Source organism: Thiohalophilus sp. (assembly GCF_046483665.1).
Taxonomy (GTDB): domain Bacteria; phylum Pseudomonadota; class Gammaproteobacteria; order UBA6429; family Thiohalophilaceae; genus Thiohalophilus.
Map to the genome: position 1 here is coordinate 71,353 of NZ_JAWOCR010000004.1, position 20,398 is coordinate 91,750.

Here is a 20,398-nt window from a genome sequence, read left to right on the forward strand (position 1 = left end):
CTGTTTATCGGGTCAGGATGTCGTCAAACACTATCATTGAATCATGACAAACGACAGACCATGGTCAAGACCGGCCCTTTTTCTCATCACGCCTGATTAATTGTCCGCGTTTATCCAGTCTGACCAGTTCATCATAGCCGCCGATATGACGATCGTTAATGAAGATCTGCGGGACGCTATCCCGCCGACTGCGTTTGAGCATTTCGCGCAATTTCGCCCTGGATAAATCGACACGGATTTTTTCAAACCGCATCCCGCGTTTGCGTAACAGCTGCTCGGCGCGCTGGCAGTACGGGCAGGCTTTGGTGCAATACATCTGAACCCGACTCATGTGATCGCCTCATCCTCATTCGGAGGCAAATAACGGGTATGGGTAATTTCGATCTTTTCGAAATGTTCATGCAACCAGCGCCAGATCATCCGTTCGGCCATTTTGACTGCGGTCTCCGGGGTATCGCGATGACGGATAGAAGTGGCAATGATGGCCACCTTGACCCGATCAGGGGTGAAGTGTTCTGCCAGGCGCAACAGGGTGTTGTTCTGCCCGGGCCGCACGGTGGGCATGGTATAGGCAAGCGTCTGAATCGATTCGAAGCGGATATTGGAAAACACCGGTCGCAAGCGGGTCTTGATCTCCTCACGCACCAGCGCGGTAACCAGCCAGGTCATACTTTCGACGGCATTGATCAGTTCGGGATCGACACCCCCGTGTTCAAGGAAATAGTCCAGCGCCGGGTAATAGCCCAGGCTGTTTTGCTGCGCATACAGCGCGACCTGTCGGGCCAGTTCTTCTCCCACCACCCCGGGGCTGGCCACCATATGCTGCTCCAGTACCGGCCGGGGAACCTGAACAATGAACGAGGCCGCCACTCTGGAAAACTGAAGTCCCATGGCTATCAGGACTGGCCGAGCAGTCGATTGGCGTGTTCGAAAAACGGTTGGCTGACCGGTTCGATTTTGCGTCGCATCACCGAGCCAATGGCATCGGAGACAGCAAAAATCGGGTTAATCACCGGCACCCCCAGTTGTGAGAGCACCAGCGCCGACTCGAGCAACGGCTGATACCCGTCAGGCAGTGACTCGTGCACCTCGCGCGCCGGGGCCGGCAACTGATGGGGATCCTCGCAACACTGACGGGCGTTGGCCAGCACGCCATCGATCTCGCGGCATGGCTCACAACCGGGGTGCAGGTCGGCAAAATAGTCTTCAATCGCCTCCAGCAGGGCTATCACCACATCCTGGTTGGTTGGTTTTTTCATCACCTGGCTGGCGGTCCGCAGGAATGCCTGACCGGGGGCATCCAGCGTGCGCTGCAGCTGGCGTGCCGCCGGGTTACCTTCTTCAATCAGGGGCCTCAGAGCAGCGCGTAACTCCTCCAGGGCCGGATGCGGCGCGGCCGGCTCGGGCAAGGCATCCGGCAGGGTCTTCAGAAAACCCACCAGATAGGCATTCTTGCGGTGTCCTCTGGCCCACAGATCCTGTTGAATCGTCTCGTCCACCAGGCCCGGTTGCAGCACCAGCCGTACCGACTCGACGATATCCCGCGGCTCTTCTTCGAACGGCAGGAACTCGAGCAGAAAATCGGCCAGCTCCGGGCCCATTTCGCCCTGCACCACCGCCTCGCGGCGCAGCATGCAACGGGCATTTTCCGAATTGGGCATCGCCCACCAGGCGCGCCGGGCCAGATCGTCGGTCAGCCCTTCGGCGTGCACCACGGCCACCACGGCCTCGGACTCGCCCAGCTGCAGCAGTTTGTCCAGGCTCTTGTCCCTGGTCTGGCCCATGCGGGTCCAGCGGCGCAGAAACACCGGATAGCCACCCGGCGAGCCCAGCACGTGGGTGGAGATCAGCTCCTTGACCTGCTTGATGTACTGCTCGTCACGGCAATTGGGATTGAGCGGGATCGTTGCCTCCCCCTTGTCGGAGAGGCCATAGACGATCATCTTCGACTCATCGATGCGGATCGCCTGCAGATCCTGATTGAGCAGCACGTTGAGGCGCAATGCGTCTTCGTTGGACAGTTCCATGCGTCTATTGTATCAGTTCAGCTGGATACGCTGGCCAAAAGGCACCGGCGCCTTGCCCTTGACCAGCCAGATCACCGGGAACCCCGGCTCGTATTTGGGGAACTGTCCCTCAGCATCGGTAAAATAGATGAGCAGTTCCGGATAACGGTCCTGGCGTTCGGCCCATTCGAACACCGGGACGAACGAGGTACCGCCGCCGCCTTTGATCGACACCGGTTTGTTGAACTCATCCCACGGCTCATACACCCAGGGGCCGTCCCCGGACAGTTCGGCATCGCAGGCGATCAGGGTGATGCGGGCGCGTATCTGGCCCTTGATGGCGTCGATTTCCGAGATGAACGCCTGGATCTCGGCGTCGGAGACCGACCCGCTGGTATCGATCGCCACCACGATATCCACCTGCTGACTGCGCAGGCTGGGATACACTGCCGGGTCGCCGCGCCGGGGGTTGGGCCGGGTGTAACTGTAATCATCACGGGCCACCGAACTCATGTAGCGTGCCAGCAACGAGCGCCAGGGCAGCTCGGGCTGGAGCAGAAAGTCCACCAGCCGTGCCATGTCCTCGCCCAGCTTGCCGGCCTGCATGGCGGTCTGGGCAGCGCCGGCCAGACGCTGCTTCCACTGGACACTGAGCGCTTCGCGTTCGCTGTGTGACAGTGGCGCAGGCTGTGGGGCCCCCTCGGGCGAGTCGGAGTCATCTGGCCGGGGGCTCGAACCACCGCCCTTGATTTCGTCCTCGTCGAGCTGCGGGCGCGTGCCGTTGCCGTCGGCTTCGCTGTCGTTATCCTCATCCGCGTCATTGTTGCCGCCCTGGCCCTCGTTGGGCCGGGAATCGGGTTCCTGGTCGTCATTATCGCCGCCCTGTTCGTCGGGCTGGTCCTGCGGTGATGAGGGGGTTTCGGTTGGCGGTTCCATGTCACCCTGCGGATTCTCGCCGTCCGGGTCGGAGTCGTCGTAGACGTGCTGATCCTGCGGCGTCTCATTCTCGAAGTCATCCAGCATCGGATAGATCTCTTCGGCGGTCATGCCGTCGAACATCGGCTGATAGAGCGCATTGGGCGGCGGCGTCAGGCCGTCCTTGATGAGAATCGGGTTGATGGCAAAGTCACAGGCCAGGTCCCAGCGATGGCGCACCCGATGCTGGCGCCGGGCAAAGTGGGACAACGCGCAGTGCAGGGCCTCATGGGCCAGAACAAACTGGGTCTGGGCGAGACTCAGATCATTGATGTATTCGGCATTGTAATAGAATTTGCGCGCATCGGTGGCGGTAGTCTTGCACCAGTTCGGATCCCCTTTGATCATCGGCAGACGCAATACCAGCGCGCCGAGAAACGGCTTGTCGATAATCAGCCGGGTCCGCGCGGCGGCCAGTTTGGTTTCCAGATCCTGCTCGCTCATGACGACTCGTCGATCAGGCTCAGTTATACAGCATCACATCGGCGACTTCGTTGGACCACCTGGCGAACTGCGGCACGCTGAAGAGTTCCTGGCCGATAGCCCGGTGCATGTCGGAGACCAGCATCACGCCCATCTCCTTCTGCGGGAAGACACTGGCGTAGTCGAGAATATTGCCGTGCACCTGTTGCGCCCCGGCACTCTCCTTCGCCTTGATCGCCCGGCCGACCAGCGAGGCGGCCACGGCGTACTGCAGATCGATCTCTTTGGGCGCCGGGACCGATTCGCCACGCAGGATCGCGTCGATATCCGGCAGCTGATCCAGATTGTTGATAAACGCATTCAGCTCGATGCCGGCAGCCGGGCCGACACAGGCCTGCAGGGTCCCCAGACGAATATCATTGTGGTGTTCGAACTTGTGCAGGGCCCGGCTGGCAAACTCCCAGGAGCGCGGCGACGGGAAGGCCATCGGGTTGTGGGCCGGGTCGAATTCAAACAGGAGTTCCGGGCGAAAACGGACGAACGCGATGACCCGGTCATCGACACCATGTTGATAGGCCCAGGCCACCCAGTCGTCCAGATTGACCTCGAACTCGAAATGCGAGAAGCGGTTGGCCAGCGGTGCCGGCATGGTATAGGTGACGCCGCGATCGCCCTGGCGGTTACCGGCGGCGAAGATCGCCCAGCCGTCGGGAATCTCGTATTCCCCCAGACGGCGGTCGAGAATCAACTGATAGGCCGCCGCCGAAACACTCGGCGTGGCCGAGGTGATCTCATCCAGGAACAGAATGCCCTGGGGACCATGGCGCTCGGCATCGGGCAAAATCGCCGGTACCGCCCACTCCACCGTCTCGCCGTTGCGAAACGGAATCCCGCGCAGATCACTGGGCTCCATCTGCGACAGGCGAATATCGATCAGCGGAACCTGATGCTGCCCGGCAATCTGGGCAATGATCTGCGACTTGCCCACCCCGGGCGGCCCCCAGATCATTACCGGCGTATGCTGTCCCTCGCGGGCGCTTAAAAATTCCTTGTCGAGTACGGACACTAAATGGGCTGGACGCATAACTTCACTATCACCTTCATATTCGAAAAAAAGAGACTAACGCAGAGGCGCAAAGGGTCGCTCCCGGCCTCCTGCCTCCCGCGACATTAGTACACCCTGTACGTCACGCAGAGGACGCAAAACAATGTAATTTTGAATTCTGAATTTTGAGTGTTGAATTGGTGGTAAATAACTCATTCAAAATTCAACATTCAACATTCAACATTGCCCTTCAAAAGCCCGCTTTGGCGTACCATTCTTTGGCTTTTTCGGCGTCCTGCGGGACGCCCTTGCCCTCTTCGTACATCAGCGCCAGGGTGGTCATGGACCCGGCCAGGCCCTGTTCGGCCGCTTTTTTAAACCACTCGACCGCCAGGGCTTCATCCTTCTCGACGCATTCGCCTTCCAGGTACATGAAACCGAGGCCGTGCTGGGCCAGGGCGTGGCCCTGATCCGCAGCGGCACGCATCCACTTGAGGGCCTCTTCATCACTGCGCACCACGCCCAGTCCGTTCTGGTACATGATGGCGACCCGGTGCTGGGCCTCGGCCTCGCCCTTTTCGGCAAAGGGCATCAGCATCGGCATCGCGCGTGAGAAGTGTTTGGCCTCGAAGGCCGACATAGCGCTGGAAAATTCCACTTCTTCGGTGCTGTTAAAGTCGGACATGTGCAATGCTCTCCATCCGGTTCTGTGTCAGTGAATCTGCGATTATATCCTGATTTACTTAACCTAGTCACGTACTCGGTTATTATTCCCTTTGTTGCAAGCACCTCCCTCTATCGGGATATACGTGATAAATCAGGGTTTTTGTACACTACTGCCACACCGGCGTCTGTCGGATGGCTTTGACAGTGCGGGCCGCAGAAAACGGCCGCCTGTCGGCAGAAAAACGGGATTTACGCGCCAGACTCTGGTATATTCCGCGGCCATTGTGCACGGCAAGCCGGGCAGGCGCAGCGCGACAGGGCGTCGCTGATTGAATTTTGCTCTGACCCTCGACGGCGGAAAGCCCCGTGGGCTGGAAGCTACTGATGTTACTGAACTTGCGATAATCTGCTGAACATAGAGGAGACTCTCATGAAACAAGAATATTATGACACCGTCACCAAAATGGAAGAAATGGGCGTTGACCCCGAGTACATCCAGGGGTGGCAAGGCGGCTACCTGCACAACCCCGAGCGGGAAGAACAGCGGGTCACCGAGGCCTACAGCGCCGGTTTTGAAGACGGCAAGGCCCAGAATACCGAAAACTTTTCCAAGTGGGCCAAGAAATAACCACAACCGAAAAGTGACAAAAAAGCGGGCTTCGGCCCGCTTTTTTTATGTGCTGTGCTCGTTCAGAAGATTATTTTTAACGCAGAGGGGAAGAGACCATAATTTTGAATGTTGAATTGCTGATTTCCTGAGTAATGCAAAATTCAACTCAAAACTCAGCACAAAGAACCAAGTACTGAGAACTAAGTAAAGAGATTCGGCATTGCCCGGCGCAGGTGTTTGACGATTTCAGGGGCTTCGGCATCGATGATCTGCTGGCCGATCCACTGCTTGTCTTTCTCATTGAGGAGCTCTTTGATGAAGTCACTGAAGATGCGCTTCATCCCGAAGCTCGGGCCGTTCTCGGCGGAATAATCGCACTCGGCGTATTCGGCCATACGGTGATTCACCAGTTCGATAAATGCCTGGCGATAATCGCCGCCCCCCATGATATCCCGCATGTTGTCTTCATAATGCTTGGCGCATTTGCTGACCAGTTCGGTCATAAAAGCCAGGCGCTCGTTCTCGTCGAACTGCTCGTAGGTCATGCGATCCGCCAGGTGGACACAGAAGGCGAGATATTCGGCGATGATTTCCATCCGATGCTTGAGCGTGTTGGTTTCAAAATCGGCCTTCTCGAGGTTCAGAACGCCGTTCATGGCAATTTTCCAGAGGTTATAGGCCAGAGCTCCGGCGATCTGATCGAAACTGTGGGTCGCTTCCTTGTTGTGCCAGCGGGTCTTTAAACGCACCATGATTGCCTTACCTTTTCTTGTCGGGGGCGCCAGGGCGCCGGAGTTTACTCTGTAACTGGATGAAAAACCCAATATAAGTACTTGTTTATTAATGGGTAGCACCATTAATTACAACGTGCTAACCTGTATACCAGAGTATTTTACTAAGTTACTTGCCACAAAAACAAGATTATACTCCGCTTTGGCCGAAAATGAGGAACGCATTCGATGACCCCTGAGATGCAACAGCTGCAAGAGACCGTGCAGAACAACTGCCACATTGCCGATGCCAGTCATGCCGGGGATTACACCCTGTGCATCTACCTGATGAAAATGCGTGAATTCTTCCGCTGGGAAGCCGGGGAGACCTATTCCGCCTCGCTCGATAACCGACAGGTCGGCAGTTGGCTGCGGGAGCGAGAGGCTTTGTGGGACAGCCTGCAAAGCGAAGACTTCAATCCCATGCAGATTGGCGACATGCAATATGACCCGTTCGATTCCGGCGCCATCAACGATGCCTTACGGGATGCCGGGCTGGTCTACAGCGGTGGTCTGGGCATTAACAATAAACCGCATTTCTTCCTTGCCCGGCTCGAACGTCACGATCAATACAACGGTTACAGCCTTTTTGTAGCGGACAAGGAGCTGGCACGGGATCTCACCTCGCCGCCGGCCATGGCTCAGGGAAACAATATCTACATCCGCCGCGAATCCCTGAAGCGAATGTTATGGGAGAAGCTCGAAAGCTGGAACTGGAATCAGCCCGACAACGCCATGGGCAAGGCTCTGGCCTACTATGACTTCAAGGCCGATATCGAACGCGCCCTCGAAGCGATGACCGATAACGAACTGGAGACCATTTTGCTGCATGAGATCGGTGAAATCCGCGCCGGCGAACGTCTGGGTCACAAATGGGAGGAGCTGCTGATCACCCTCCCCTACACCAAAGCCGAACTGATGCTGCGCGCGGTACGCGATCATCTGGCCGATGCCATCACCACCCTGCCCGCATTACTGGAAAGGGACAACGAACCCTCCCTGCATTTTTATTTCGGCAACCTGACCCATATGCGCAAGCACCTGTCGCCGTCCCTGATGGACGCCTACCATCACTGGCAGGAAACCGGCAACCGCCGCCGGCTCGAGGAGATGGCCGATCGCAATGAAGAACACTGGTCGCAGTTGACCGGGGAAATCCTCAAAATCGACCCCGATCCCGAGCGCCAGTACGTGGCAGCCATCCAGGATCTGATCGAAAACAACCGACTGTGAAGATATAATTTTGAATGTTGAATTTTAAATTTTGAATGGCGGGCCCGCATTTAATTCAAAATTCAACATTAAGCATTCAACATTACCTTGCGCCTTTGCGTTATGATCTTGATCTCTAACTTGCTACAGGATTGACGATGTCCGCCAAGATGGAATCCACCCCGACGCCGCTGACAACGATCCGCGAGTTGCAACCCAACAGTTTTATTTTCGAGCAGCAAAATGCGCTGCCGGCTGAACTGTGCCGGGAAATGATTACGCGCTTCGAACAGCACACTGATGAGCAGTATCCGGGCCGCATCGGACAGACGATAGATGAGAACAGCGGCGTAAAAAAAACCACCGATCTCGTAGTCAGTGGTAAGGAACACTGGAAGGATATCGATCAGGCCCTGTTTCAGTCGCTCAAAACCGCCCTGCTCGAGTTTCGCGAAACGTTTCCCTATTTCAAGGGACCGTTCAAGGACATGGGCTACGGCCTGCAACGTTACCAGCCCGGGGAGTATTATCACTGGCATATCGACGGTGGCAGTCACGACTTTGCCATGCGCCAGCTGGTCGCCCTGTGGTATCTGAATGATGTCGACGCCGGCGGCGAAACCGAATTTTTATATCAAAACCTCAAGGTCAAACCCGAAACCGGCAAGCTCGTGCTGTTCCCGCCCTTCTGGACCCATGAACATCGCGCCTGTGTTCTCGAGGATGGCATCAAATACATCGCCACCACCTGGGTCGTGTTTGCCTGACAGCGTTGGCAACGATGCAAATTGACACACCCCGGACACCGGTGCAGTTTGACGCTTATTATGAACTGCGCTGGCAGGTTCTGCGGGCCCCGTGGCACCAGTCACGGGGCAGCGAACGCGACGAACACGAGGCCGATGCCACCCATCGCATGATCCTCGACAACGGGCAGCAGCTCCGTGCCGTCGGGCGCCTGCATGCCCTGGATTCTGAAACCGGCCAGATACGCTACATGGCGGTCGATCCCGTTTATCGCGGACAGGGACTGGGCAAACAAATGCTGCTGGCTCTGGAAGACGCCGCGCGCGCACAGGGACTGCTAAATCTGGTATTGCACGCCCGGGAGCCGGTGGTGGGGTTTTATCGCCGGCAGGGTTATGAACTACTGGGCCGGAGCCACACTTTGTTCGGCGAGATTATCCATTACAAAATGCATAAAGCCCTGACCGACAGTCCCGGGCAGGCCCGATAAAGCGATAGCGGTATCGGGCATGTGTCAGATTGCCGGACACCGCTACCGCTTTGTCCGGCCTACCTGTTGACACTTCACCACGAAGACGCGAAGGGTAAACTCTGAAATTTCAATTCAAGGATGCTTCGTGTCTTCGCGCCTTCGTGGTTACCCGGGTTCGATCTTGCTCGTCCCTCGTAACTCGCCCCTCGTCCCTGTTATTTATTATTTGGACCAGAACTGATCCACCAGCGATTCCATGTTTTTGGCTGTTTCCAGTAATGCGTGGCTGGAGTCTTCCATCTGCTGCATGCCGGTGCTGTTGTCATTGGCCAGATCATTGATATTGACCATATTGTGGTTGATTTCCTCAATCACACCCGACTGTTCCTCGACGGCCCTGGCAATCTGGCTGTTCATATCGTTAATCGAGCGCACCGAGTCATCAATCTCACTCAGTGCCTCACCCGCCTCGCCGGTCTGCTCCACACTGCGCCCGGTCTCGATTTGACTTTTATCCATGACCTCAACGGCCTGTCGGGAACGCTCCTGTAACTGTTCAATCATGCCCTGAATTTCGTGGGTTGCCTCCTGACTGCGCTGGGCCAGCATGCGTACCTCGTCCGCGACCACGGCGAAGCCCCGACCCTGTTCTCCGGCCCGGGCGGCCTCGATCGCGGCATTGAGGGCCAGCAGGTTAGTCTGTTCCGCCACACCGTTAATCATCACGATGATTTTGCTGATATTGTCCGTATCGCTGCCAAGCGCCCGCACGATCTCGCTGGCCGTGTTCAGCTCCTGCGACAGACCCCGGATGGTGGCGATGTTCTGCTCCACCACTCCCTTGCCGCGGGTCACCGCAGTCGCTGCCTGGCGAGCGGCCTGTTCGGCCTGGCTGGCGCTGTTGGCCACTTCCTGGGACGAGGCATTGAGTTCATTGATGGCAGTGGCAACCTGCTCGGTCTCCGCCGACTGTTTCCCCAGCGCGCCGGAACTCTGTTGCATGGCGCGAGTGAGATTGCCGGACATATCCAGCAAGTGATTGCTGGAATCGGCGATTCGTCCGACCATCCCGACCACTTCCTGTTGCAGAAATTTGAATGCCAGCTGCAGCGCGCCGGCCTCGTCCCGCCGCCCGGTATAAATTGCCTGCATCATGGGGTTATCGATAATCTCCCGGGCCCGGGAGACCGCCCTGCGCAGCGGTGTGGTCACCAGCTGGTTAAGCGTTGCGGCAATAGCCAGGGCTAACAGTAACGAACCCAGTTGCACGGCCAGCGAATTGCTCCAGAGCATGGCCCCCAGCACCGGTAATAACGACAGCCCGGTTACGGCCAGTAATCGGCTTCGCAGACCGAAGCGCGTCCGGGTGGCCTGGCGCGGCATTTTGCCCCGGCTCAGCGCCGCATAGTAGCGTTCGGCTCGGCGGACCTGATCCCGCTGTGGTTTGACCCGCACAGACTGATACTCGACGGCCTCGCCGTCCTGTATAATCGGTGTCACGTAAGCGTCGACCCAGTAGTGATCGCCGTTTTTGCAACGGTTTTTCACCAGTCCCATCCAGCGCTGGCCCGATTTGATGGTTTGCCACAAATCTTCGAAAGCCGCGGGCGGCATCTCCGGATGGCGCACCATATTGTGGCTTTTTTTCAGCAACTCCTCAAAAGTGAATCCGCTGACATCACAAAAGTCGGGGTTCACATAAGTAATGACCCCTTTCGGATCGGTGGTTGAAAGGATATTCAGGCTGGACGGGTAATCACGCTCCTGGCCGGTAATCGGATAGTTCTTTTTCATGACGCCGGACTCCCCTGTATCGTGCAGACAAGCTAATTCACTCTTGCGCCGGAACGCCTGTCTTACACTCGGCGCCTCTGTTATGACCTTATCGTTTATATAACTATATTCTTTAGGTTAATAGGACAAAAGCACAGGAATTTCAAGAAGTTGTGAACCGATCGACACAGGGTGACCCCTTGTAGGCATAGGGGTTTACCCTGTTATGGGGGCTAAAAACGGGAGAAACAGGCGGGGCAAACCGGATCGACTGGCACGCGATCCGGCAGGGATTAATTACATGAAATGAGTTTCGGTCAGTTCGCCGTTGGTATCGATCACCACGGTTTCAACATGCGGCGCCTTGCTGAGAATGTAGGCGGCCATCATTTGCGCCATATTGGGGTTGTCCGTTTCCAGGGCTGTCAGCAACTTGTCGGCCGCGATCTGGCAGCGCTGCTCCGGATCCGGATTATCCAGCCAGTCACGGCCCATCTGCCAGCCGTTATTCATGTCCGCATCCATCTTGTCAAATATCGGGCGGGCTTCATTGAGCATGTTGTCCGGCACTTCCAGCGGAATACTTTGTCCATCCGCCATTACAGTCAGTATCATCGTGTGCTCCTGTTTGCCGGCGCGTTGACCGGCATGAATTTGGTACTATTGTAACGAATCCCTTTCACAGAGACACCACGTAATGCTTGTGACAATTCCCGACGTGCTCGATCAACAGCGTCTCGACTATATCCGTTCCATCCTCGACAACACTCCTTTCATCGACGGTAAACTCTCCGCCGGCATGGCGGCCCAACGGGTCAAACAGAACGAGGAACTGGCTGCCGATGCCCAGCAACTCGAGCAATTGAACAATCTGGTGATGGGGAATCTGATCAAACATCCCCTGTATCAGGCCGCCGCCCTGCCGGCGAAAATCGCCGCCCCCTACTACGCCCGATACCAACCGGGTATGGCCTATGGCGATCACGTAGATGATGCGATTATGGGACCGGCCCAGGGGCGTTATCGATCGGATGTATCGGTCACGGTGTTTCTCAACACGCCCGAAGAGTATGACGGCGGGGAGCTGGTGATTCGTACGAGTTTCGGCAGCCAGTCGATCAAACTGGCGGCCGGCCAGGCCGTGGTGTATCCCTCCTCCAGCCTGCATCAGGTGACCGAAGTCAGCCGCGGCACCCGGCTGGTAGCTGTCTCCTGGGCGCAGAGCCTGATCCGCGACCCGGCCCGGCGGGAGCTGCTCTACGGCCTTAACCAGGCCCGTGAAAGTCTCCTGCAGCAGCGCCCGGACGACGACGAGACCCGCCAGGTGGATATTGCCTATTCAAACCTGTTTCGCATGTGGGCCGAGATCTAGCCGTTTCACGAATACCGGGATTTGACGCGGAGGACGCAGAGGCGCGGAGCCGCAGAGGAAAATAACAATGTTGAATTCTGAATGCTGAATTTTGAATTATCTCGACTGCCGCAATTCAAAATTCATAATTCAACATTCAAAATTATGTTTGTGGCTCTGCGGTCTCTACGGCGAGATAAAATTCTGTCTAGAATCCAAAATAAAAACGGGGCCTAAGGCCCCGTTTTTGTTAGCTATTTCGCGGTGAGACGATTAGCTGAAGGCTTTGGAACCGACCTGCTTGTGAGCTTCATCCAGGACGTCCATGGCCAGATCACGGTATTCCTGGCGGTAACCGTCCAGGGTGTGGCCAGATTCCGGCGCGTAGTAATCCTTGGGATCAACGCCGTGGGTCTGTTCGTATTCAATGAATTTTTTCTGCATTTCGATCAACTTGGCGATCTTTTCTGCTTTTGAGCTCATAGCGGCTACCTCGCTCTCTATTCTATATATAAATAGTAGGATCTGAATTCGTAATGTTGGCTTAATGTAGCAGGACGAGCCTGCCCCGCCTATATCACTTTTGGTCTATGCCAGTATTAATAACCGCCCTTGCGTCGGCTTTCCGGCAGACCGGCGACCTTGCCGCCCTGCTTGGAGGGCATTTTGGGAAACAGGGCAAAGGTATCCTTCTGGCCGATTTTGGCACCCCACTTTTCGCCCATGGCCTTGAGGATCGTACGCTCGTTGGGCTGGTTACCGGCATTATTGATGTATTCATCACGCAGATAGTTGATGATATCCCAATGCTTGTCGGTCAGCTCGCCGAGACCTTCCTCGTTGGCGATCACCTGGGCCAGCTCCTCGTTCCAGTCGTTATGATCGAGCAGGTAGCCATTTTCGTTCGTCTCAATGGTCTTGCCATTCAGTTCATAAGCCATTTTTAATTGTCCCCTGTAATATCAAGTCAGTATCAATAAACCTATCGAAAATCACAAATGCCGAATATTAAAGGGCGCTTATTAAACCAAAAAACGGCAGCAGGGTGAATACTTTTCGTGAATTTTCGATCATCTTGGTCGGGGTTCAAACCGCTTTGATACCTTTTTGCGGGACAAACAGGCCGCAACCCAACTTGCGGTGGGGACCCAGCCCGGTTTCCTGCAGGCGCACCGAATCTTCCGGTTTGAGATCGGCCAGCATCAGGCCGCGGGTATGCAGTGGGCCCTCAGGGGTGCGGATATCACGCTCGATACTGGCCATCATTTTCTTGACCTGGACATCACGCTCACGCAACTCCGTGGCGATCCGGGCCAGAAAGTCATCCTCGCTCAGTCCCGGTTCGGTGGCGACATTGCGGGCAAACAGGGTCGGCAAGTCACTTAACGGGCGGGTTTTGGCCTCCCCGACCCTCAGACGGTAGCCGTCGATTTCAAGGCTTTGTCCGGACAACTGCAGGACGTCATCAAGCCGCTCGCGCGGGACGCGCAGGGTCATCTTCTGTCGGCGAGAGAGGTAAATCGGCGCATCGGGGTCTTCCGGCCGTTGCCAGCCATTGCCGCTTTCCGCGCCGTAAATCGGGTGGACACCGACCTGCTCCTCCTCGTACAGCCAGGGCAACGCTTCATGCAGGGCTTGCGACAGGGAATAGGCGTGTTCGGCCGGCAGACAGGGACAGTCCTGCACGGCAAAGACCACATCCAGCACATTTTCGGGGATGACAAATTGTTCCTGTTCGTCGTTCTCTTCAGTCCAGAACACGTGATGATACCTCGCTCATTCAGGTCCGGGCGGTAAAGACCGCTTCCAGACGTTCTTCCCAGTTTTCCGGGGTATCCTGAAACGGCGGCTTGACATCCATCCGGAAAAACATTTCCCCTTCCCGGGCTCTCTCCACGATCACTTTTTCCAGCTGTTCGAAACTTTCCAGATCGTGGTGTTGCAGTAATACCTCACTTAACCAGAGCATAATCCTGTCCTGTTGCTTGTGAATTGAGTGCTCTCTCGCCAAGACGCGGAGACGCAAAGTAATATAATTTAATGTCCTGTTCCCATTGCGGGCTCTGGTCTCTGCGAGAGTCTTTCTCTTTGCTGTTAATTTTGCTGTTCTCTCGCCAGGTCACAGAGAAGGCAAAAGAATGTAATTCCCTGTTCCCGCTGCGGGCTCTGCGCCTCTGCGAGAATCACTGTTTTCATGTCTCGCTGATGCGATCGTAATAGCGCGCCCGGTACAGTAAGCGCGGCTGCGCCGGGTCGTCGTCGAAGCCGCTGCGACTGTGCAGTACATTGTTACAGACGATACCTTCCCCCGGGGCCAGGCGATAGCGAAAGATATACGGCGAATCGCTGGCCAGAAATTCCCGTAAACAGGCGACCGCCTCAAGGGTCAGGCTGTCGGCTTTCCACTCGATATTGCGCTGACGATGGGTATAGCGCATATGCAGCGCGCCGGTTGCCTCATCGATGGAGAACACCGGCCCGCTCACCGCCCCGCGAATCTCGACTCCCTGCTCCACATTGGGGGGAATGGTCATCGCATCGACCGCCATCAGAGCCGAGATATAGGCGGGATGGGTATCTCTCAAGTGGATGTAGGCTATTTCGTGATCCAGCAGTGCATTCTCGCCGCCGCTGGCGGCCGGGCGCACGCAATGCAGCAACATGGCCCGAATTATTTGATCGCCCTTATTATAGTATCCGTCCGTGTGCCAGCTCAGCGGCAGGTTACTGTAGGGAATATAGCCCCGCTGGCGCCCCTCAGGGATGACCTGCAGCGCGGTAATGCTGTCTTCGTCGGCGCACAGGTTCCCGTCCAGTCGCTCGAGTCCCAGCTGTTGTCCCAGCGCCCGGATCGCCTGGCGCCCGGTCGCCGGATCGGCCTGATAGATCGCCATGTTGCAGCGCTGCACCTGCTCGCGCAGGCAAGCAATTTCATATTTGCTCAGATTAGCGGGATCGGCCAGCGGCACACGCAGTTGTGCGGCTCTGGCCGGATAGTCAGCCAGGCGCTGATCTCGCCAGCGCCGATAGGCGCGGTCATCAGTCAGATCATAGGCGGCAACCGCCGCGGCCCTGTTTTTTATCGGTACATTAATGATTTGCATTCTGGCCATTCATCAGTAGAATACGCCCACATTTTACGGGGCATCCCCGACTCTTTTAGTCAGGAATTACATCCCGGCAATCCGGCGCCCCCTCTGCTATATATAGTGACACTTCATAAGCAAAATCAGGAGGTCGCGGCGCGGAGCATAAAACAGATTAGAGCATACCAGGGCAGACAGACGAATACCCAGCTGGTAATACGCCCGGACAGGTAAACGGCCGGTCGGCTCAGGGAGTGAATGGCCTTTGTGTACGGGATTGACGAGACCCCCTACATGTAGTGGCCTGGTGGTATACCCCATTGGGGATAACCCGGAGACACCAATTCACCCCATCAGTATGATACTCGTCACAAAAGTTGCGGCATAGACTTCGGGCAACTTGAAAAAGATGTGTTTAATCCCACGGCTTGGTGGGGTTTAGAAGGTAAAACGTTAAACGGCTTATTTGGGTAACCCCTTAAGGAGAACACCATGGCTGCAAAGAAACTGTATGACACTCCGATGCTGGATGAGCTGGAAAAAGGCCCCTGGCCCAGCTTTATTTCCGGCTTTAAGCGTCTGCGCGACGACCATCCCGACGAACGAATCAATGAAATGGCCAGTTCCCTGCTGGGGCAGCTGGAGCACTCTTACGAAACCCGCAAGGGTTACTGGAAAGGCGGCACCGTTTCCGTCTTCGGTTATGGCGGCGGTATCATTCCGCGCTTCTCCGAAGTTGGCGACGCCTTCCCCGCTTCTCGCGAATTCCACACCCTGCGCGTTCAGCCGCCGTCAGGTAACTACTACACCACCGACATGCTGAACCAGCTCGGCGACAGCTGGGAAAAACACGGTTCAGGCCTGGTCACCTTCCACGGTCAGACCGGTAACATCATGTTCATCGGTACCAACACGGCCGGTACCCAGCACTTCTTCGATGAGATTAACGAATACGGCTGGGACCTCGGCGGTGCCGGTCCGTGCGTGCGTACTGCCATGTCCTGCGTGGGTTCCGCCCGTTGCGAACAGTCCTGCGCCAATGAGCACGGCATTCAACGCTGGCTGGTTAACAACTTCACCGACGACGTACATCGCCCGGCCCTGCCCTACAAGTTCAAGTTCAAGGTCTCTGGCTGCCCGAACGACTGCGTTAACGCCATCGAACGTGCTGACTTCGCCGTCATCGGTACCTGGCGCGACGACATGAAAGTCGATCAGGAAGAAGTCAAAAATTTCGTCAAGGCCAAGGGTCGTGAATACGTTATCGACAACGTTGTTACCCGTTGCCCGACCCAGGCACTGAGCCTGAAAGACGACGACACGCTGGAAGTGGACAACCACAACTGCGTACGCTGCATGCACTGCCTGAACGTTATGAACAAGGCACTGTCTCCCGGCGACGACCGTGGTATCACCCTGCTGATCGGTGGTAAGCGTACTCTGAAGATCGGTGACCTCATGGGTACCGTTATCGTTCCGTTCATGAAGCTGGAAACCGAAGAAGACTACGAACGCCTGGTGGAAATCGCCGAGGAAACCATTGACTTCTTCGCTGAAAACGCTCTTGAGCATGAACGTACCGGTGAAATGATCGAACGCATCGGTCTGGTGAACTTCCTGGAAGGCGTCGGCATCGACGTTGATCCACACATGGTTAACAACCCGCGTCAGTCTTCTTATGTGCGGACTGATGGTTGGGACGAGGAAGCCGAAAAATGGTTTGCCCGCAAAGCTGAAGAAGCTTCCGCGTAACCATCAAGGTTGACAGATTAAAGATTAACTCAATCAGGAGATAATGATGTCATTTGAAGATATGCGTCAGCCTATTGAATCTGGTTGTCCTGACGGCTTCCAGTACATGCATCCGGTGATGCGCAAGAACTTCGGCCTGTGGAAATTCCACGAACATCCGAAACCGGGTGTTCTGCGCCATGTCGCTCACAGCGGCGACGAAATCTGGACCGTCAAGGCCGGTACCCAGCGTATTCTTGATATTTACTCGCTGCGCAAGCTGACTGAAATCGGCGAAAAGTATGGCGACGGTTATGTCCGTTTCACCATCCGCAGTAATATCGAATACATGGTTTCCGATGCGGCCAAGGTTGATCCGTTGATCACCGCCCTGACCGACGCCGGCTTCGTTGTTGGCGGTACCGGTAACTCGGTTGCGATGATCTCGCATACCCAGGGCTGGCTGCACTGCGATATCCCGGGCACCGACGCCTCTGGTGTTGTAAAAGCCATGATGGATGAGCTCATCGAAGAGTTCAAAAACTGCAACATGCCCAACCGTGTGCATATCACCACTTCCTGCTGCCAGATCAACTGTGGTGGTCAGGGTGATATCGCCATCAACGTTCAGCACACCAAGCCGCCGCGCATCAACCATGATCTGGTTGCCAACGTGTGTGAGCGTCCCTCGGTTGTAGCCCGTTGCCCGGTTGCCGCGATTCGTCCTGCCATGGTTAACGGCAAGGCTTCTTTGGAAGTCGACGAGAAGAAGTGCATCTGCTGTGGTGCCTGCTTCCCGCCCTGCCCGCCCATGCAGATCAACGATCCGGAACACACCAAGCTGGCTATCTGGGTGGGTGGTAACCACTCCAATGCCCGTAGCAAGCCGAGCTTCCAGAAGCTGGTTGCTTCCGGTATTCCGAACAATCCGCCGCGTTGGCCTGAAGCAACAGCTATCGTCAAGCGCATTCTCAAGGAATACAAGGAAGGTGCAAAAGACTGGGAGCGTATCAACGACTGGATCGACCGTATCGGTTGGCCGCGTTTCTTCGAAGTCACCGGTCTGCCGTTCACCAAGTACCACATCGATAACTGGCGTGGTGCCCGTAACAGTCTGAACGCTTCAACCCACATCCGCTTCTAAACCAAGGGGACGTTAATCAGATGAAGTATGTTATTCAGGTTAACGAAGGCCCTTACAATCATGAAGCTTCCACTTCGGCCCTGAATTTTGTCAGGGCCGCGCTGGATGCGGGTCATGAGGTCTTTCGTGTATTTTTCTACCATGATGGCGTAAATAACGGTACGCGTTACACCACTCCACCCCAGGATGATCTGAACATCGTGAACACCTGGTCTGAACTGGCCAGCAAACATGAGCTGGATCTGGTGGTTTGTGTCGCAGCTGCTCAACGCCGCGGTATTGTTGATGAAGGCGAACAGAGTCGAAACGGCAAGGATGGCAATAACATTGCCCCCGGGTTCCGTATCTCTGGTCTGGGACAGCTGATTGAAGGTTGTGTCCAGGCGGATCGTCTCATAGTATTTGGCGACTGATTAGGGGTGTCTCATGTCTGATATTAAGAATTTTTTATATCTGAACCGCCGGGCGCCCTACGGTACGGTCTATGCCTGGGAATCCCTGGAAGTCGTACTGATTGGTGCCGCATTTGAACAGGACGTCTCGCTGGCATTTGTTGATGATGGTGTCTACCAGATCATGAAAGGCCAGGATACCGCCGAACTCGGCATCAAGAATTTCTCGCCGACCTACTCGGCCCTGGGCGATTATGACGTTCAGAAGATTTATGTCGAAAAAGAGTCGCTCGATGCACGCGGTCTGAGCGTCGAGGATCTCCTCGATCTGAAATACGAAGACGAAGATGACGACTGGGCTGAAAAAGATTCCATCAAGGTGGTTTCTGCCGAAGAACTCGCCAAACTGATGGATGAGTCTGACGTCGTATTGAGCTTCTAAGTATAGGGTGAGAAAACAATGCCGATTTTACACACTGTAAATAAATCGCCTTTTGAGCGTAACTCCCTCGATAGCGCCATTAGTCACGCTCTCAAAGGCAGCTCCGTCATGCTGTATGAAGACGGGGTTTATGGTGCGATGAAGGGCTCAGCGTCTGCTGATAAAGTATCAGGAATCATGAACGATGTTTCTTTCTATGTTCTGGGTCCTGATCTGAAAGCCCGTGGCATCGACGAAAGCAAGCTGATCGACGGCGTCAAGGTCGTTGATTACAGCGGTTTCGTTCAGTTGACTGTCGATAACGACAAAGTCAGCGCATGGACTTAATGAGTAAATCCACACACAGTATCTTACTGAGGAGATAAACGATGGGTACTATCAACGTAGGTGGCAAAGAGCTGGAAGTCGACGAAGAAGGATATCTGTCAGACCTGTCAGAATGGACTCCGGAAGTTGCCGAATATATGGCCAAAGACGAAGGTCAGGAGCTGACCGAAAGTCACTGGGAAGTTATCAACTTCCTGCGCGAGTACTATGAAGAGTATCAGATCGCACCGGCTGTTCGTGTACTGACCAAAGCTATCGGCAAAAAGCTGGGCAAGGAAAAAGGTAACAGCAAGTACCTGTACGAACTGTTCCCGTATGGCCCTGGCAAGCAGGCATGTAAATATGCCGGTCTGCCCAAGCCGACTGGCTGCGTCTAAACACCTGACGCTGCGGAATTTGAGGGGAGTCTGACTCCCCTCCTTTCCACTCAAATATGATCTGATTCGATAATTACAACGAGTTAACGTAGAGGGAACAGTAGCATGTCGGCGCTGTCCGTGACTTACGCAATATTATTTTATGCGGCTACCCTGCTGCTGGTCGTTGGTTTGGTGCGCAAGATTACCTTGTATGCACGTACGCCGGCACCATTAAAGATTCCCACGACACCGGCCCCTGTGAGTCGTTCCGGTGTTGTATTGAGAATGGTACGCGAAGTTGTACTGTTCACCAGCCTGTTCAAGGCAACCAAGTGGACCTGGCTGTTTGGCTGGTTGTTCCATCTGGGCCTGTTACTCGTATTGCTGCGACATCTGCGTTATTTTCAGGCGGATACCTGGTTCTGGGTTGATCTGATTCAACCGTTTGGTAAATACGCTTCTTTTGCCATGGTCATTGGCCTGCTCGGCCTGTTTGCCCGGCGGATTTTCGTGGATCGGGTGCGTTACATTTCCGCGCCCTCCGATTATCTGATGCTGTTACTGCTGATTGCCATTGGCGTCAGCGGCATGATGATGACCTTTGTCGCGCATACCGACATTGTCATGGTTAAAGCCTTTTTCCTTGGCCTGTTGCGTTTCACGATTGAACCACTGCCAGGTGACGCTTTTTTACTGGTTCATCTGACTCTGGTTGTCCTGCTGATGATTATCTTCCCTATCAGCAAGCTGCTACACGCGCCGGGTGTGTTCTTCAGCCCGAGCCGTAACCAGGTCGACAACCCGCGGGAAAAACGCCATCTGGCGCCGTGGGCTGCTGAACTCGAAAAATAAAATACACAGGAAAGT

26 protein-coding genes are annotated in these 20,398 nt (G+C 55.5%); 12 read left to right on the top strand and 14 right to left on the bottom strand.

Going from position 1 to position 20,398, the window contains the following annotated elements; genetic code table 11:
* Positions 1-64 precede the first annotated feature (64 nt).
* From grxC to R6U90_RS00590, 6 genes are all read right to left on the bottom strand, one after another.
* Positions 65-331 carry a glutaredoxin 3 gene (gene grxC, locus R6U90_RS00565; protein ID WP_410350708.1) on the bottom strand — a complete coding sequence of 89 codons (267 nt, stop codon included), beginning with the start codon at positions 329-331 and terminating at the stop codon, positions 65-67.
* Positions 328-891: a hypothetical protein gene (locus R6U90_RS00570; RefSeq protein ID WP_410350709.1), complete on the bottom strand. Its 564-nt coding sequence runs from the start codon at positions 889-891 to the stop codon at positions 328-330. Before R6U90_RS00570 ends, grxC begins: the two co-directional genes overlap by 4 nt.
* A 5-nt stretch (positions 892-896) precedes the next feature.
* A complete protein-coding gene (locus R6U90_RS00575; RefSeq protein WP_410350710.1) occupies positions 897-2,027 on the bottom strand; it encodes a hypothetical protein in 1,131 nt (376 codons plus the stop codon).
* 12 nt (positions 2,028-2,039) lie between these two features.
* A complete protein-coding gene (locus tag R6U90_RS00580) occupies positions 2,040-3,425 on the bottom strand; it encodes a DUF2201 family putative metallopeptidase (protein ID WP_410350711.1) in 1,386 nt (461 codons plus the stop codon).
* A gap of 19 nt (positions 3,426-3,444) precedes the next feature.
* Complete coding sequence (locus tag R6U90_RS00585) at positions 3,445-4,488, bottom strand: AAA family ATPase (RefSeq protein ID WP_410350712.1); 1,044 nt, start codon at positions 4,486-4,488, stop codon at positions 3,445-3,447.
* Positions 4,489-4,699: 211 nt separating this feature from the next.
* Positions 4,700-5,134 carry a tetratricopeptide repeat protein gene (locus R6U90_RS00590; protein ID WP_410350713.1) on the bottom strand — a complete coding sequence of 145 codons (435 nt, stop codon included), beginning with the start codon at positions 5,132-5,134 and terminating at the stop codon, positions 4,700-4,702.
* 411 nt (positions 5,135-5,545) lie between these two features.
* Here R6U90_RS00590 and R6U90_RS00595 point away from each other — a divergent pair, with 411 nt between their 5' ends.
* Positions 5,546-5,743, top strand: a complete 198-nt coding sequence (locus tag R6U90_RS00595; RefSeq protein ID WP_410350714.1) for a hypothetical protein — start codon at positions 5,546-5,548, stop codon at positions 5,741-5,743.
* A gap of 182 nt (positions 5,744-5,925) precedes the next feature.
* Here R6U90_RS00595 and R6U90_RS00600 read toward each other — a convergent pair whose 3' ends face one another.
* On the bottom strand, positions 5,926-6,477 hold the full coding sequence (locus tag R6U90_RS00600) for a hypothetical protein (protein ID WP_410350715.1): 552 nt from the start codon (positions 6,475-6,477) through the stop codon (positions 5,926-5,928).
* Positions 6,478-6,684: 207 nt separating this feature from the next.
* Here R6U90_RS00600 and R6U90_RS00605 point away from each other — a divergent pair, with 207 nt between their 5' ends.
* From R6U90_RS00605 to R6U90_RS00615, 3 genes are all read left to right on the top strand, one after another.
* Complete coding sequence (locus tag R6U90_RS00605) at positions 6,685-7,728, top strand: Sfum_1244 family protein (protein ID WP_410350716.1); 1,044 nt, start codon at positions 6,685-6,687, stop codon at positions 7,726-7,728.
* A 137-nt stretch (positions 7,729-7,865) separates the two neighbouring features.
* Positions 7,866-8,474: a 2OG-Fe(II) oxygenase gene (locus tag R6U90_RS00610; RefSeq protein WP_410350717.1), complete on the top strand. Its 609-nt coding sequence runs from the start codon at positions 7,866-7,868 to the stop codon at positions 8,472-8,474.
* Positions 8,475-8,488: 14 nt separating this feature from the next.
* Complete coding sequence (locus R6U90_RS00615; protein ID WP_410350718.1) at positions 8,489-8,944, top strand: GNAT family N-acetyltransferase; 456 nt, start codon at positions 8,489-8,491, stop codon at positions 8,942-8,944.
* 204 nt (positions 8,945-9,148) lie between these two features.
* Here the strand turns inward: R6U90_RS00615 and R6U90_RS00620 are convergent, their stop codons facing one another.
* Positions 9,149-10,720 (bottom strand): methyl-accepting chemotaxis protein, encoded by a 1,572-nt coding sequence (locus R6U90_RS00620; protein WP_410350719.1) that lies wholly within the window; start codon positions 10,718-10,720, stop codon positions 9,149-9,151.
* 276 nt (positions 10,721-10,996) lie between these two features.
* Entirely contained in the window at positions 10,997-11,314 is a 318-nt protein-coding gene (locus R6U90_RS00625; protein WP_410350720.1) for a hypothetical protein, read from the bottom strand.
* 82 nt (positions 11,315-11,396) lie between these two features.
* Here R6U90_RS00625 and R6U90_RS00630 point away from each other — a divergent pair, with 82 nt between their 5' ends.
* Entirely contained in the window at positions 11,397-12,071 is a 675-nt protein-coding gene (locus R6U90_RS00630) for a Fe2+-dependent dioxygenase (protein WP_410350721.1), read from the top strand.
* Positions 12,072-12,323: 252 nt separating this feature from the next.
* Here R6U90_RS00630 and R6U90_RS00635 read toward each other — a convergent pair whose 3' ends face one another.
* From R6U90_RS00635 to R6U90_RS00655, 5 genes are all read right to left on the bottom strand, one after another.
* Positions 12,324-12,533: a hypothetical protein gene (locus tag R6U90_RS00635; protein ID WP_410350722.1), complete on the bottom strand. Its 210-nt coding sequence runs from the start codon at positions 12,531-12,533 to the stop codon at positions 12,324-12,326.
* A 116-nt stretch (positions 12,534-12,649) separates the two neighbouring features.
* Positions 12,650-12,991, bottom strand: coding sequence for a TusE/DsrC/DsvC family sulfur relay protein (locus R6U90_RS00640; protein ID WP_410350723.1), 342 nt, complete (start codon positions 12,989-12,991; stop codon positions 12,650-12,652).
* A 145-nt stretch (positions 12,992-13,136) separates the two neighbouring features.
* Positions 13,137-13,811 (bottom strand): type I-MYXAN CRISPR-associated protein Cas6/Cmx6, encoded by a 675-nt coding sequence (cas6, locus tag R6U90_RS00645; protein ID WP_410350724.1) that lies wholly within the window; start codon positions 13,809-13,811, stop codon positions 13,137-13,139.
* A gap of 19 nt (positions 13,812-13,830) precedes the next feature.
* Positions 13,831-14,019, bottom strand: coding sequence for a sulfur relay protein DsrC (locus R6U90_RS00650; protein ID WP_410350725.1), 189 nt, complete (start codon positions 14,017-14,019; stop codon positions 13,831-13,833).
* Between the two features lie 223 nt (positions 14,020-14,242).
* Entirely contained in the window at positions 14,243-15,154 is a 912-nt protein-coding gene (locus R6U90_RS00655; protein WP_410350726.1) for a TauD/TfdA family dioxygenase, read from the bottom strand.
* A 474-nt stretch (positions 15,155-15,628) separates the two neighbouring features.
* On the opposite strand from R6U90_RS00655, the gene dsrA reads away from it, so the two are divergent.
* The 7 genes from dsrA to R6U90_RS00690 all read left to right on the top strand — a co-directional run bounded on the left by dsrA (position 15,629) and on the right by R6U90_RS00690 (position 20,383).
* Positions 15,629-16,888, top strand: a complete 1,260-nt coding sequence (gene dsrA / locus R6U90_RS00660) for a dissimilatory-type sulfite reductase subunit alpha (RefSeq protein ID WP_410350727.1) — start codon at positions 15,629-15,631, stop codon at positions 16,886-16,888.
* A 46-nt stretch (positions 16,889-16,934) separates the two neighbouring features.
* Entirely contained in the window at positions 16,935-18,011 is a 1,077-nt protein-coding gene (gene dsrB, locus R6U90_RS00665) for a dissimilatory-type sulfite reductase subunit beta (RefSeq protein ID WP_410350728.1), read from the top strand.
* Between the two features lie 20 nt (positions 18,012-18,031).
* Complete coding sequence (tusD, locus tag R6U90_RS00670) at positions 18,032-18,424, top strand: sulfurtransferase complex subunit TusD (protein ID WP_410350729.1); 393 nt, start codon at positions 18,032-18,034, stop codon at positions 18,422-18,424.
* A gap of 13 nt (positions 18,425-18,437) precedes the next feature.
* Positions 18,438-18,845 carry a sulfurtransferase complex subunit TusC gene (tusC, locus tag R6U90_RS00675; protein WP_410350730.1) on the top strand — a complete coding sequence of 136 codons (408 nt, stop codon included), beginning with the start codon at positions 18,438-18,440 and terminating at the stop codon, positions 18,843-18,845.
* Between the two features lie 18 nt (positions 18,846-18,863).
* Positions 18,864-19,172: a sulfurtransferase complex subunit TusB gene (gene tusB, locus R6U90_RS00680; RefSeq protein WP_410350731.1), complete on the top strand. Its 309-nt coding sequence runs from the start codon at positions 18,864-18,866 to the stop codon at positions 19,170-19,172.
* Positions 19,173-19,213: 41 nt separating this feature from the next.
* A complete protein-coding gene (locus tag R6U90_RS00685) occupies positions 19,214-19,549 on the top strand; it encodes a TusE/DsrC/DsvC family sulfur relay protein (RefSeq protein ID WP_410350732.1) in 336 nt (111 codons plus the stop codon).
* Between the two features lie 105 nt (positions 19,550-19,654).
* The gene (locus tag R6U90_RS00690; RefSeq protein ID WP_410350733.1) at positions 19,655-20,383 is read left to right on the top strand and encodes a respiratory nitrate reductase subunit gamma; all 729 of its coding nucleotides are present in this window, start codon (positions 19,655-19,657) and stop codon (positions 20,381-20,383) included.
* Positions 20,384-20,398: the final 15 nt, after the last annotated feature.

Excerpts from the sequence above, each read along its gene's own strand:
- R6U90_RS00590 (WP_410350713.1), bottom strand. The coding sequence starts at position 5,134 with ATGTCCGACTTTAACAGCACCGAAGAAGTGGAATTTTCCAGCGCTATG.
- R6U90_RS00570 (WP_410350709.1), bottom strand. The coding sequence starts at position 891 with ATGGGACTTCAGTTTTCCAGAGTGGCGGCCTCGTTCATTGTTCAGGTT.
- R6U90_RS00640 (WP_410350723.1), bottom strand. The coding sequence starts at position 12,991 with ATGGCTTATGAACTGAATGGCAAGACCATTGAGACGAACGAAAATGGC.
- grxC (WP_410350708.1), bottom strand. The coding sequence starts at position 331 with ATGAGTCGGGTTCAGATGTATTGCACCAAAGCCTGCCCGTACTGCCAG.
- R6U90_RS00600 (WP_410350715.1), bottom strand. The coding sequence starts at position 6,477 with ATGGTGCGTTTAAAGACCCGCTGGCACAACAAGGAAGCGACCCACAGT.
- R6U90_RS00620 (WP_410350719.1), bottom strand. The coding sequence starts at position 10,720 with ATGAAAAAGAACTATCCGATTACCGGCCAGGAGCGTGATTACCCGTCC.
- R6U90_RS00655 (WP_410350726.1), bottom strand. The coding sequence starts at position 15,154 with ATGCAAATCATTAATGTACCGATAAAAAACAGGGCCGCGGCGGTTGCC.
- R6U90_RS00625 (WP_410350720.1), bottom strand. The coding sequence starts at position 11,314 with ATGATACTGACTGTAATGGCGGATGGACAAAGTATTCCGCTGGAAGTG.
- R6U90_RS00650 (WP_410350725.1), bottom strand. The coding sequence starts at position 14,019 with ATGCTCTGGTTAAGTGAGGTATTACTGCAACACCACGATCTGGAAAGT.
- R6U90_RS00605 (WP_410350716.1), top strand. The coding sequence starts at position 6,685 with ATGACCCCTGAGATGCAACAGCTGCAAGAGACCGTGCAGAACAACTGC.
- R6U90_RS00690 (WP_410350733.1), top strand. The coding sequence starts at position 19,655 with ATGTCGGCGCTGTCCGTGACTTACGCAATATTATTTTATGCGGCTACC.
- R6U90_RS00635 (WP_410350722.1), bottom strand. The coding sequence starts at position 12,533 with ATGAGCTCAAAAGCAGAAAAGATCGCCAAGTTGATCGAAATGCAGAAA.
- tusD (WP_410350729.1), top strand. The coding sequence starts at position 18,032 with ATGAAGTATGTTATTCAGGTTAACGAAGGCCCTTACAATCATGAAGCT.
- tusB (WP_410350731.1), top strand. The coding sequence starts at position 18,864 with ATGCCGATTTTACACACTGTAAATAAATCGCCTTTTGAGCGTAACTCC.
- R6U90_RS00595 (WP_410350714.1), top strand. The coding sequence starts at position 5,546 with ATGAAACAAGAATATTATGACACCGTCACCAAAATGGAAGAAATGGGC.
- R6U90_RS00575 (WP_410350710.1), bottom strand. The coding sequence starts at position 2,027 with ATGGAACTGTCCAACGAAGACGCATTGCGCCTCAACGTGCTGCTCAAT.
- R6U90_RS00685 (WP_410350732.1), top strand. The coding sequence starts at position 19,214 with ATGGGTACTATCAACGTAGGTGGCAAAGAGCTGGAAGTCGACGAAGAA.
- R6U90_RS00610 (WP_410350717.1), top strand. The coding sequence starts at position 7,866 with ATGTCCGCCAAGATGGAATCCACCCCGACGCCGCTGACAACGATCCGC.
- dsrA (WP_410350727.1), top strand. The coding sequence starts at position 15,629 with ATGGCTGCAAAGAAACTGTATGACACTCCGATGCTGGATGAGCTGGAA.
- R6U90_RS00630 (WP_410350721.1), top strand. The coding sequence starts at position 11,397 with ATGCTTGTGACAATTCCCGACGTGCTCGATCAACAGCGTCTCGACTAT.
- R6U90_RS00615 (WP_410350718.1), top strand. The coding sequence starts at position 8,489 with ATGCAAATTGACACACCCCGGACACCGGTGCAGTTTGACGCTTATTAT.
- R6U90_RS00585 (WP_410350712.1), bottom strand. The coding sequence starts at position 4,488 with ATGCGTCCAGCCCATTTAGTGTCCGTACTCGACAAGGAATTTTTAAGC.
- dsrB (WP_410350728.1), top strand. The coding sequence starts at position 16,935 with ATGTCATTTGAAGATATGCGTCAGCCTATTGAATCTGGTTGTCCTGAC.
- R6U90_RS00580 (WP_410350711.1), bottom strand. The coding sequence starts at position 3,425 with ATGAGCGAGCAGGATCTGGAAACCAAACTGGCCGCCGCGCGGACCCGG.
- tusC (WP_410350730.1), top strand. The coding sequence starts at position 18,438 with ATGTCTGATATTAAGAATTTTTTATATCTGAACCGCCGGGCGCCCTAC.